The organism is Rothia sp. HMSC072E10, from assembly GCF_001813965.1.
In the GTDB taxonomy this organism is placed as follows: domain Bacteria; phylum Actinomycetota; class Actinomycetes; order Actinomycetales; family Micrococcaceae; genus Rothia; species Rothia mucilaginosa_A.
Window position 1 is genome coordinate 1 of sequence record NZ_KV814479.1, and the last position, 11,219, is coordinate 11,219.

At 58.1% G+C, this 11,219-nt stretch carries 11 protein-coding genes, 1 tRNA gene and 1 rRNA gene; all 13 read left to right on the forward strand.

Translation table 11 applies throughout. The annotated features are described in order from the left end of the window. Positions 1-82 precede the first annotated feature (82 nt). A 5S ribosomal RNA gene (gene rrf, locus HMPREF2944_RS00390) occupies positions 83-199 on the forward strand. 278 nt (positions 200-477) lie between these two features. Further along, entirely contained in the window at positions 478-1,221 is a 744-nt protein-coding gene (locus HMPREF2944_RS00395) for a DUF6891 domain-containing protein (RefSeq protein WP_070679370.1), read from the forward strand. A 422-nt stretch (positions 1,222-1,643) separates the two neighbouring features. Further along, positions 1,644-2,522 (forward strand): DsbA family protein, encoded by an 879-nt coding sequence (locus HMPREF2944_RS00400; protein WP_049334023.1) that lies wholly within the window; start codon positions 1,644-1,646, stop codon positions 2,520-2,522. 193 nt (positions 2,523-2,715) lie between these two features. After that, positions 2,716-2,789, forward strand: a tRNA-Thr gene (locus HMPREF2944_RS00405). 117 nt (positions 2,790-2,906) lie between these two features. Next, positions 2,907-5,105: an acyltransferase family protein gene (locus HMPREF2944_RS00410; RefSeq protein WP_049342871.1), complete on the forward strand. Its 2,199-nt coding sequence runs from the start codon at positions 2,907-2,909 to the stop codon at positions 5,103-5,105. Between the two features lie 191 nt (positions 5,106-5,296). After that, positions 5,297-6,109, forward strand: a complete 813-nt coding sequence (locus HMPREF2944_RS00415; RefSeq protein ID WP_049334025.1) for an ABC transporter ATP-binding protein — start codon at positions 5,297-5,299, stop codon at positions 6,107-6,109. 167 nt (positions 6,110-6,276) lie between these two features. Continuing rightward, positions 6,277-7,089 (forward strand): SGNH/GDSL hydrolase family protein, encoded by an 813-nt coding sequence (locus HMPREF2944_RS00420; RefSeq protein WP_049347632.1) that lies wholly within the window; start codon positions 6,277-6,279, stop codon positions 7,087-7,089. An 824-nt stretch (positions 7,090-7,913) separates the two neighbouring features. Continuing rightward, positions 7,914-8,150 carry a 50S ribosomal protein L28 gene (rpmB, locus tag HMPREF2944_RS00425; RefSeq protein ID WP_004005966.1) on the forward strand — a complete coding sequence of 79 codons (237 nt, stop codon included), beginning with the start codon at positions 7,914-7,916 and terminating at the stop codon, positions 8,148-8,150. A gap of 3 nt (positions 8,151-8,153) precedes the next feature. Next, positions 8,154-8,324 (forward strand): 50S ribosomal protein L33, encoded by a 171-nt coding sequence (gene rpmG, locus HMPREF2944_RS00430; protein WP_004005967.1) that lies wholly within the window; start codon positions 8,154-8,156, stop codon positions 8,322-8,324. A gap of 2 nt (positions 8,325-8,326) precedes the next feature. Further along, complete coding sequence (gene rpsN, locus HMPREF2944_RS00435) at positions 8,327-8,632, forward strand: 30S ribosomal protein S14 (protein ID WP_005506731.1); 306 nt, start codon at positions 8,327-8,329, stop codon at positions 8,630-8,632. A 94-nt stretch (positions 8,633-8,726) separates the two neighbouring features. After that, a complete protein-coding gene (locus HMPREF2944_RS00440) occupies positions 8,727-9,011 on the forward strand; it encodes an HU family DNA-binding protein (protein ID WP_049334027.1) in 285 nt (94 codons plus the stop codon). Between the two features lie 381 nt (positions 9,012-9,392). Further along, positions 9,393-10,226: a hypothetical protein gene (locus HMPREF2944_RS00445; RefSeq protein WP_070679373.1), complete on the forward strand. Its 834-nt coding sequence runs from the start codon at positions 9,393-9,395 to the stop codon at positions 10,224-10,226. Positions 10,227-10,408: 182 nt separating this feature from the next. Next, positions 10,409-11,116 carry a hypothetical protein gene (locus tag HMPREF2944_RS00450; protein WP_070679376.1) on the forward strand — a complete coding sequence of 236 codons (708 nt, stop codon included), beginning with the start codon at positions 10,409-10,411 and terminating at the stop codon, positions 11,114-11,116. Positions 11,117-11,219: the final 103 nt, after the last annotated feature.

Here is an 11,219-nt window from a genome sequence, read left to right on the forward strand (position 1 = left end):
TGTTGTTTGCGTTCACTGTATGGTTTTTGGATAATAACCCTGGGCTTCCTTCGGGAGGCTGAGGCTTTTTATTCGGAAGATTTTCCGTGGTTATAGCGAGAGGGAAACGCCTGGTTCCATTCCGAACCCAGAAGCTAAGACTCTTTGCGCCGATGGTACTGCACTTTTGTGGGTGTGGGAGAGTAGGTCGCCGCGGGTTTTTTATTCAAGAGGGGAAGACCTTAGAGGTCTTCCCCTCTTTTTGTGTACCCAAAAACTCTTAGAGCGAAAGATTGCTCCTTCAAGCAAAGAAGCTGAGGAGCATGGCTGGAGCCTAGGAGACAGGTCTTAGGCGGTACAGGGAACCTCTGGAAGCTGTCATAGATTCGTCCAAATGACGAGGTAGAGGGCACGGTAGAGAAAGTCTTGATACCTTAACAACAAGAGCAGTCCATACCTCTACCGAATGAGTGGAGAATACGCAAAGGAGCAACCGTCATGGCTGATGAGAAGAGCATCTACGAACGCTGGAGCGAAGAGCGCCTCGACCCGCCCCTCCCCAAAGAATGGGGACTGAACGAAGAAGACGAAGCCGAGCTGCTCTGGCCCATCTGGCCCCTCCTGTTCATGGGCGAATCCGATACCGGTCTGTACGTAGAAACCATCACCGATAATGTGATGGATGTACTCGGATTGGAATACGATGGGCAGAATGAAGACAGCAAGCTCTGGGAAAAGCGTGTAGAGGACTACGTGGAAGAGCTCATCAAGCGTCGTCGTGCATTTGCCGCTGAGCTGGGTATTACCCCCGAGATGCAGAAGAACTCGAACCTTAACCGTGCCTTCGCAGCACTGGAAGAAGAAGGGGTTATCGCACGGCAGAACTTCACCTGTTGCGGTACCTGCGCCTCCGCAGAAATCTGGGATGAAATCGACAATAGCCGTGAATGGAAGGGGTACATCTACTTCCACCAGCAGGACGCCGAAAGCCTCGCAGAGAGCGGCGGCACCTACGTCGGGTTCGGTTCGTTCCTCGCCTACCCCAGGGACGAAAATGAATGGAATGCGCTGAGCGATGCGCAGAAGGAAGAGATCAGTGCCCTTCACAAGAAGCTCTCCGTAGAGCTCATGAAGGATACGATTATCCCTGTACTGGAGAAGCACGGCCTGAGCGTGGAGTGGAAGGGGAACTTTGACACCCGTCCGTTCATTGGGGGAGTAGAAGTCTACAACATCCCCTAGCGGTAGTGAGCCGAACCGGATGGGAGCCTTGCGGCGTATGTAGTGGGGAGGGGCACTTCCTAATGCTACAAAAGTTTACAGAGAAAATATGCTGAGAGCGTGAGAACACGATTCACAGCTTCTTAGACAGAGTATTAACTAGCCGATAAGGCACCCATTCGGTAGGCTAGACGGGTAGCGCGGTACGTCCACACTAGAGATAAGACAGAACCTGTCCTCGAGACAGGAACTGCTCGACATGACTTTCAGCTGCTATACGCGGCAGGAAGCTGAGCTCTAGAACGCTCGGTAGAGATACAGGCGTGCCCAGCTCGGAAGAGTAGGGGTATCTGAATCTCTACCGGGCAGAAGCGTACTCCCACCGAGTAGGCTAGAAGAAGTGGATGAACCGCCAACCCATATTCCCAACCAAAGGAGCAGGCATGTCGACCGACGCCCGCGAAAAAGCCCGTCAGATTGCGGCGCAGCAGGCTAAAAAGAGCCCCAGCAAGGCAAGCCGCCGTTGGCTCCAGCTTGGCGTACTCGCCGTGGTCCTCGTTATCGTAGGTATCATCGGCTTCGTTGTGGTCAACGGTAACAAGAACAACAAGATTGCGGAGAGCGGCCCCGTACCCGCCAGCGCAAACGAATACGGCGGTATCGTGCTGACCAAGGACGGAATCGTCAAAAACTCCTCCACCCAGGAGACCCGCGACTTCAAGCAGCTGGCCACCTCAACCTCCTCCGTGACCCCCATGGTCAACGGAACCGCGGCAGCCGTCAACACCCTGCCCCCGGGCGTGCAGACGGCTGAAGAGGCCGCCAAGAACGGTCAGCCCGTGCGCGTGACCATCTTCCAGGACTACAACTGCGTGCACTGTGCAGAGTTTGAGACTAAGTACGGTGAAGAAATCCAGAAGCTCGTCGAAGACGGCACTATCACCCTGGAAATCCGCAACCTAACCTTCCTGGACCGCTCCTCGCCCACCGCATACTCCGCACGTAACGCGGCAGCTGCATACTCTGTGGCAAACCAGGTGAGCACCAGCAACTTCCTGAACTACCAGCGTGAGATCTTCTCACACCAGGGCACCGGTGACATGAACAACCAGCAGATCGCCGATATCGCTTCCAAGTACGGTGCTTCCATTGGCTCCGACATGAACGAAGACAAGTGGCGTCCCCTTGTGGACGTGGTTAACGCCGAATCCGCAAGCAACGGTATTCAGGGTACCCCCACCGTCTTCGTAGACGGTGACCAGTACACCAGCAACGACTTCAGCGCTTTCCTCAAGAGCAAGATTGAGGCCAAGAAGAAGTAATGTACCCTCGGTGGGTCCGGCAACCGGCAACGGTTGCCGGGCCCCCGGTCTTTAACCGCTCTCGAGAACTATGCGTGATGCGGAGTTTCAATGAGACACCGGTGAAGGTCGGACCATCGGCCCGTGAGACCGGCCTGAGATAAGGACGGCTAAGCGGAACCGAGGCAGGGGAATAGGGTACACTGGACGGGTTGCCTCCTTAGCTCAGTTGGCCAGAGCATCTGTCTTGTAAACAGAGGGTCACCGGTTCGAATCCGGTAGGAGGCTCTCACGATCCTGATTTGCACCGACCACCCTCGGGCATATCAGGATTTTGTTGTAGCGAGTGTCCACAGCGTCTAGGGACCCGCACCCGCACATCCACAACCCATCCGAGGAACATGTATGTCTGAGACCTCCGGAACCTCGCAGGCCCCCGCGCCGCAGGGAACCCGCCCCTCCACCCCGCGCAGCATCCGCCCGCGCGAAGCCGGCGACTACCCCCTCGAAGAATTCATCGAATCGCGAGGGTTCCGCCCCGAAATCCAGGGCCTGCGAGCCTTCGCGGTGCTACTCGTCGTGCTCTACCACGTCTGGTTCGGCAGGGTCTCCGGCGGTGTGGACGTCTTCCTCTTCATCTCCGCCTTCCTGCTCTCGCTCTCCTTCATGCGCAAGATCAACGAAGGCAAGCCCCTTAAACTCTTCAACTACTGGTTGCACGTCTTCCAGCGCCTGCTGCCCGTGGCGACTGTCGTTATCGCCAGCACAACAATCGCCTCATTCTTTGTGCTTGCGCCCAGCCGCTGGTCGCAGATGATGCAGGACGCCACGAGCTCCCTTTTCTACTACCAGAACTGGAACCTGGCGTTTAGCTCCGTGGATTACTACGCCCAGAACGCCGCCGCGAAGTCACCCTTCCAGCACTTCTGGTCGCTTTCCATCCAGGGGCAGATCTTCATTATTTGGCCCCTGCTTTTTGCTGCCGTCGCCTACTTTGTGCACCGATACCGTGGGAACCTCTTCACGACCGCGGTCTTCGTCTTCAACACGGTCTTTGTTGCCTCCCTGACGTTCTCCATCGTTGAGACCAATAGCAACCAGGGTTTTGCCTACTTCGATACCCGCACCCGTCTCTGGGAATTTGCTATCGGCACCCTGCTCGCTATGCTCACCCTCAAATGGAAGGCACCCGAACGCGCACGCGTCGTGATGGGCTGGATCGGCATCGTCGGCCTGGTTACCTGCGGCGCCATCCTGCCGGTTGAGCGAGCTTTCCCCGGCTACCTGGCTCTGTGGCCCGTGTTCTCCGGTGCGCTCGTCATCATGGCCGGTAGCACTAATAGCCGCTGGGGCGTGGACCGCCTGCTCTCCTCGGCACCTCTGCAGAGCCTCGGCAATATTTCCTACGCCCTGTACCTGGTCCACTGGCCCATCCTGATTCTCTACAGCACGGCTGTGGGCACCTCTCGCGTGAACTTTATCGAGGGCGCGGTTATTATCCTGGTCTCTATCGGCCTGGCTTGGCTGCTCATCCGCTACGTGGAGAAGCCGCTGCGCTACCGTAAGGACCCCTTCGTTCCCTGGCTCATGATGAAGATGCGTTTTAAGACCGTCTTCTCCGTGAAAACCTGGGCCGATCAGGTGGCCTTCCTGCTGGCTATTTTCCTCGTGGCCGGAGGCCCTCTGCTCATCGCGCAGGCCTGGCTAACCTCGCAGAACACCGAGTCCACCCGCAACGCCGAGTTGCAGGTTCAGACCGTCAACGACAACTATCCGGGTGCGCGCGCTATCGGCGGGGCGCAGCAGGGCCTCATCGATAATCCGATTCCCACCGGCGGCGATGTGAAGGCGCAGTACGAATCGCTCAGCGATACCTGCACCGGCGCCTTCGCGCCCTCCGACGCTGCGCTCGCCAGCTACTGCAGCCTGCAGAAGAGCGGATCGGACGATGCGCCGCTGACCATGGTTGTGGGTAACTCCCACGCAGAGCAGGCTCTCAGCGCTTTCAAGCCCATTGCGGAACAGACCAAGACCAACCTGCAGGCCTACCTGCTCGGTGGTTGCCAGTACCCGACAAGTGCCGTGACCGCCACTCACGAATGCTCGGAGTTCAACTCCAAGCTGACCGAGGAAATCCTCAAGCGTAAGCCCCAGACCGTGGTTCTGGTTGCTACCGCGGCCCAGGCCCGTTCCAACGAGGAGAAGATCGACCCCGCTCTGGACGAGACGGTTCGCCGCCTCACCGAGGCGGGTATCCAGGTTATCGGTCTGCGCGATAACCCGCGCTTCGAGTTCAACATCTACGAGTGCGGCCAGAAGGCTGGAAGCGACAAGAGCTCCTGCGCCCGTCCGGCCAGTGAGAAGTACGCCGCCGAGAACCCCGCAAAGGAAGTCTTCGACAAGTACCGCAACCAGGGTGCTGTCATGGTGGATCTGAAGGATGTCTACTGCCCCGACGGGACCTGTAGCTCCGTAATCGGCAATATCTACGTGTACCTGGACGATAACCACGTGAGTAAGACCTACGGCCGCACCATGGCCCAGACCGTCTTCCAACGTGCTGCAGAAGGCGGCTGGCTCGTGGGAGGCAGGGTCAACCTCTAGCCTCGGCCCTGGAGTATCCCGCGCCTTGTAGAGTCCCCCGAACCGTTCAGCGGGTCGGGGGACTCTGCATTTTAACGTCATAAACCGCGCGAAAACCGCCTGCGCTTGAACGAATGGTCAGGATAGACTAACTTGGAACTTGCTTAGGCTAATCTAAGTGTGTAGACCGCGGATATGGCAGAAAGAACTCGATGAAGGAAATCACCGAACGCACCCTCAGAGTGGAGAACGTTAGCCTCGGATACGGCGAGAAGACCATCGTCAAAGACCTCTCCCTCGAGTTCCCGAAGGGCAAGATTACCGCGATTATCGGTCCCAACGGTTGCGGCAAATCCACCCTGCTACGTGGTGTCTCCCGACTGCTCAAGCCGCTTAACGGCGACTTCACCCTTGACGGCAAATCCACCCACGAATACTCCATGAAGGGCTTTGCCCGCATGGTCGGGCTGATGCCCCAGCATCCCATCGCTCCCGAAGGAATTACCGTAGCCGATCTCGTTTCGCGTGGCCGCTACCCCTACCAGGGCCTCTTCAAGCGCAATAGCGCCGAAGACGACGAGGCGGTTGCCTGGGCGTTGGAAGCCACCGATACCATGTCTCTGGCGGAGCGTCAGGTCACTGAGCTCTCCGGCGGTCAGCGTCAGCGCGTCTGGATTGCCATGGCGCTCGCCCAGGAAACCGATATTCTGCTACTCGACGAGCCCACCACCTATCTTGACCTGGCGCACCAGGTGGAACTGCTCGACCTGCTTGCCGAACTCAATGAGGAGCGCGGAACGACCATGATTATGGTCCTCCACGAACTAAACCTGGCCGCCCGCGTGGCCGACTACCTGGTCGCCATGAAGGAGGGGTCTATCGTCGCTCAGGGCGAGGCCGGCGCCGTGCTGACCCGTCCCAACCTCGACGAGATTTTTGGACTCAAGGCCGAGGTCACCGATCCCTTCGATGACGGTAGCGTCGTGGTCGTCCCGCATCCGCGGGGCGCATCCATACCTGAATAAATCGCGGCGGAGGGGAAGGGGAAGAAAACAATATCTGGGATTCCCGCCCCCATCGTGGGATACTGGATAACAGGACGCACTAAGCGATGAGGCCGGTACACCGTACGGGTGTGCCGGCTTATTACATAGAAGGGTCATTCTTCATAAGGCCCGGAAAGAAGAACACAATGACGACCCCGCTCCTAGACTCCAACGGCAAGCTCAACGGCGAATCGGTACGATACGTAGCAATTGGCGATTCGTTTACCGAAGGCGTGGGCGACGTTGACCGCCGTCGCCCCAACAACCTACGAGGCTGGGCAGACCGCGTTGCCGAAGGTCTCGGCGCAGTAGACCCGCAGGCACAGTACGCAAACCTTGCTATCCGCGGACGCCTGCTCGGCCCCATCCTGGATGAACAGTTGCCTCGAGCCCTCGACCTCTGCCCCAACATTGTTACGTTCTACGGTGGCGGCAACGATATCATGCGCCCCAACGTTGATATTGACCAGCTCATGACCCGCGTCGACGAAGCCTTCGCCGCCATGCGCGCCCAGGACATCACGATTCTGACCATTACGGGCCTGGATGTGCAGGGTCAGGGACCCTTCGCCCGCACCCGTGGCCGCACCGCCACCTACAATGAGCTGCTGCGTGGCATTGCCGAAGACCACGGTGCGCATATCATCGACTACTGGCGCTGGACTGACTTCCTTGACTGGCGACTGTGGGCTGATGACCGCCTGCACATGAACGATCTCGGCCACGAACGCTTCGCATCCCGCGTGCTGGCGCAGCTGGGCCTGCCCGGCGTGGTGACTGAATCGGTGCTACCCCCGGAGGTGCAGCTGACCGTTCGCGAGAAGATCGAGCAGGAGGCGCGCTGGGTTCGCGAGTTTGCCCTGCCGTGGATTGGTCGCCGTCTGAGGGGCACGAGCTCCGGCGACGGCGTGACCCCCAAGTACCCGCAGTGGGTGCCCGCGGCAAGTCTTAAGAACTAGGCTGAAGAACTAGGGGCGCGGTGGCTCACGGTACGGTGTAAAACTGTACGCCGGGGGAGTGTCCTGCGCGGTATCTGTACCGTATTTGCGCTCGCATCTACGCCGTAACTGGAACGGTGAATCCGCCGTTACTCGTACCGCCGAAAACCCTTAAACTGCCCTTTAAAACCGGGGCAGAGACGTTAAAACGAGAGTTAAAAGCTTTTTAAACGCGTGTTTAAGCCTGTTTAACAGCCCTGTGCACACCGTCAGAATCGGTGGTGCGGGGCTGTTTAAGGCTTAAATCCGGCTTAAGCTGTTAATCTCACAGCATGAATTTCAACGGTGTAATTTATCACGGGTCACATAAAGAACGCCCGTTCTTAAAATCGCGAATTAACGCCTGACTAGGGGCGTTAAAGAATCCCTTAAAAACATCTGGACTTGCAAAAATACCTGATTTTGCTAGAATGGATAGGTATGTTTGGCGTAGCGTGTCATGCATACTCCCTCGGAATGCGCACTCCCTCGCGCAGGTGGTGCATCCGGCTCAGAACACCGAGATTCCGCGGGATTTAACGGTAAATACCGGCGCGCAAGCTTGCGAGAACCCCTGTGTTTACCTAAAATTTAACGCTGTTCGTGGTGGTGGAAACGCCTCTCGACACTAATAAGCTTCACCGTTTTTCCCGCGGCGGGGATCGATGCGTGGCCTCTCACCCACGCGACGGTCTCAAACACTCTAGCCCGGCGAATAACCCGGTGCTTCTACATTGGTGGCGGGACGCTCACGAGTAACATCGACTGCGTACCGTCATAAAAGTCAATCAATAAAGGAGTGAAACATGGCAGCAGTCTGCCAGGTGACCGGAGCTGTTCCCGGCTTTGGACACAGCATTTCGCACTCGCATCGCCGCAACAAGCGTCGATTCGACCCGAACGTACAGAAGAAGACCTACTGGGTTCCTTCGCTGCGTCGTAAGGTAACCCTGAACGTGTCCGCTAAGGGCATCAAGGTGATCGATGCTCGTGGCATCGATGCTGTTGTTGCAGAAATCATCGCACGCGGGGAGAAGATCTAGTAAATGGCATCCAAGGCTAAGGACCTCCGTCCTATCATCAAGCTCAAGTCCACTGCTGGCACCGGTTACACCTACGTGACCCGTAAGAACCGCCGCAACAACCCCGACCGCATGGTGCTGAAGAAGTACGACCCCGTCGTCCGCAAGCACGTTGACTTCCGAGAGGAGCGCTAAGAATGGCTAAGAAGTCCAAGATCGCTCGCAACGAGCAGCGCAAGGTCATCGTCGCTCGCTACAACGAGAAGCGTATCGCGCTGAAGAAGACCCTGATCGACGAGAACGCTACCCCCGAGGAGCGCGAAGCAGCACGCGTGGCACTGCAGAAGCTGCCCCGCAACGCTTCCCCCGTGCGCGTGCGTAACCGCGACCAGATTGACGGTCGTCCCCGCGGCACCTTCCAGAAGTTCGGCATTTCCCGCGTGCGTTTCCGCGAAATGGCACACCGCGGCGAGCTGCCCGGCATCACCAAGTCCAGCTGGTAAATCTGGTATTTTAGTTCCTAAACGGTTTTCCGTCGTCACCGACGGTCACTCGCTTTAGACTCAAACCTTTTAAGTCTCTGGAAGGGGCACCCTAATGGCTAAGAACCGTACCGAACTCGTTGCAGAGGTTGCAGAGAAGTCTGGTAAGAGCCAGGCAACCGTGAACGCAGTCCTCGACGCAGTGTTCCAGGTTTTCGAGTCTTCCGTCTCCAAGGGCGAGAAGATCACCATCCCCGGTTGGCTGGCAATTGAGCGTACCGACCGTGCAGCTCGCACCGGCCGTAACCCGCAGACCGGCGAAACCATTCAGATTCCCGCCGGTCACGGCGTGAAGCTGACCGCAGGCTCCAAGCTGAAGGCAGCAGTCGCTAAGAAGTAATTCTTGAGACTTTGAATCTGCAGAAGGCCCCCACCATCAGGTGGGGGCCTTCTTTGTGTGTAAAAGGGTGTTTTTCGGGGAGATCCTTGCGGGACACACAGAAAAATTTAAGAAATTTTATTCATAATCCATAAAAGCTATGCATGAGCTGAGCGAAAATACGCGAATTTCAAGGAGCTCTGGGAAAAATACTTATGCAGAGGGTGAGTGACACAGCTTAAACACAGCTAACTAAAGCTCAGTCTTAGACTCACACTTTAGGCTTATACCAACGGAACGGAGAATACCGCATCGACGAACGATGAAGGGTTCTTCGAACTGCCACCGACCATACACCCCATACACCCCGCACCCCGCGGGGCCTCGTAGAGGAGACCCCACATGGCACGACACAATCAGCATCGCACTGACAATCACCCCGCAGGCGCTCGCCGCGGCCTTCGAACCGGTGCGGCCGCCCTTTCCCTGGCCGCTATTGCCGCTCTCGGCCTGAGCGCATGCGGCACCCAGAACACCTCGAACACCACCACCGCAACTGCCACCGCAATGGCAAGCAACACGGCAGATGCCGCGGTCAATGCGGGCAGCGGTAAGGTGACGGTCAAGGCCAGCCCTACCGCCAGCCCCACCGCATCCGCCGGTAGCACCCAGAGCACCGGAACCGTGACCGTCACCGGTGCGGACGGCACCGGCGTTACCGCGGGTGCCGACGGAAGCATCACCGTCAACGGCGCCGACGGCACCGGTGTCACCGCAGATGCCAGCGGTAACGCTACCGTCAATGGCGGCTCGGGTAACTCCGGATCTTCCGCGAAGGTGGATGAGAAGGCGGGGGAGACCGCATCCTCAAAGGGTAATAGCGGTAACTCTGGCACCACCGGCAACACCGCTACCGCCAGCGGGACCATCAGCGCGGCTAACGGTTACACCCTCATTGAGATTGAGAGCGATGGCGGTTGGAGCTACCACGCACCCAACGGCGACGTCATTGAGGTAAACGCTGACGGTTCCTGGGAGCGTGTTGGCCAGAACGGTACCGTTGAAGTGAAGTCGGACGGCTCGTGGGAGCAGACCGGCCAGGGTAGCGTTGTTGAGGTGAGCGCCGACGGCACCTGGAAGCAGACCGGCCAGGGCACAATCCAGGTGCCCGTCGTTCCCGCCAAGCCCGCGGGGGCCACCGTGAACCCCGTGCAACCGGTCGTACCCCGCTCGTAAGCCGCGAAATTTTTATGGCTCGACCCTCAGCTCACTGAGTAGGTCAAATCCCTAACTCTCGATAGAATTAAAATGGTTGGCTAGCCGATAAACGTTCAAATATTCTTTACGAATATTGTGGAATCTTCCTGAACACCTCACCCTGCCAACCGCCTGTGTTAAACAACCACTAGGAGAAAACAATGGCAATTACCCCCGCAGCGAAGAAGACCGCCGCCGTTCTGTCCATCGCCCTCGCAGGCGCACTGGGTCTGAGCGCATGTGGTTCGCAGTCCTCCTCGAACACCACCGCAAGCTCCTCGGCTACCGCATCGCCCAGCGCATCGACTCAGGCTACCTCCAGCTCCTCGGCTAAGGCATCCTCCTCCGCATCGGCATCGGCAACCGCTAACGTGAGCGTTGACGCTAACGGCAACGTGACCGTCAAGGCTAACGACGGCGAGGGTAACTCCGCAGACGTCAAGGTCGGCGCAGACGGCAAGGCATCCGTAAACGCTAAGGACTCCGAGGGCAACACCTCCAAGACCGAGGCTGACGACAAGGGTAACGCTAAGGCAGAGTCCAAGGACTCTGCGGGTAACACCTCCGTGAGCGGCTCCGAGGTTTCCGAGGACGGCAGCTGGACCGTTCAGGACGACGCCACCAACACCCAGATTGCTGTGCAGGCTGACGGCTCCTGGAGCCGCCAGGATGCAGAGGGCCAGGTTTCCGTGCAGGCTGACGGTTCCTGGAGCATCCAGACCAACGCCGGCGTGCAGGCAACCGTGGACGCTTCCGGTGAGGTGACCTCCATCATGGGCGGCGAGAAGTCTCAGCTGCAGGCTCCGAAGGTTCCCACCAAGCCCGCTAAGGCTAAGGTTGATCCCGTCAAGCCCGCACAGCCCAAGTAAGCTGTAAAGAGCTGACAACGGCTAGTCACGCTCTGCGAGCGAATAGCCCGTCTGACTTATAAAGACGCTCCGTGCGCATCCGAACGTGATGCGTGCGGGGCGT

Bases quoted from the DNA above. Each gene is read 5' to 3' on its own strand.
- HMPREF2944_RS00395 (WP_070679370.1), top strand. From the start codon at position 478: ATGGCTGATGAGAAGAGCATCTACGAACGCTGGAGCGAAGAGCGCCTC.
- HMPREF2944_RS00400 (WP_049334023.1), top strand. From the start codon at position 1,644: ATGTCGACCGACGCCCGCGAAAAAGCCCGTCAGATTGCGGCGCAGCAG.
- HMPREF2944_RS00410 (WP_049342871.1), top strand. From the start codon at position 2,907: ATGTCTGAGACCTCCGGAACCTCGCAGGCCCCCGCGCCGCAGGGAACC.
- HMPREF2944_RS00415 (WP_049334025.1), top strand. From the start codon at position 5,297: ATGAAGGAAATCACCGAACGCACCCTCAGAGTGGAGAACGTTAGCCTC.
- HMPREF2944_RS00420 (WP_049347632.1), top strand. From the start codon at position 6,277: ATGACGACCCCGCTCCTAGACTCCAACGGCAAGCTCAACGGCGAATCG.
- rpmB (WP_004005966.1), top strand. From the start codon at position 7,914: ATGGCAGCAGTCTGCCAGGTGACCGGAGCTGTTCCCGGCTTTGGACAC.
- rpmG (WP_004005967.1), top strand. From the start codon at position 8,154: ATGGCATCCAAGGCTAAGGACCTCCGTCCTATCATCAAGCTCAAGTCC.
- rpsN (WP_005506731.1), top strand. From the start codon at position 8,327: ATGGCTAAGAAGTCCAAGATCGCTCGCAACGAGCAGCGCAAGGTCATC.
- HMPREF2944_RS00440 (WP_049334027.1), top strand. From the start codon at position 8,727: ATGGCTAAGAACCGTACCGAACTCGTTGCAGAGGTTGCAGAGAAGTCT.
- HMPREF2944_RS00445 (WP_070679373.1), top strand. From the start codon at position 9,393: ATGGCACGACACAATCAGCATCGCACTGACAATCACCCCGCAGGCGCT.
- HMPREF2944_RS00450 (WP_070679376.1), top strand. From the start codon at position 10,409: ATGGCAATTACCCCCGCAGCGAAGAAGACCGCCGCCGTTCTGTCCATC.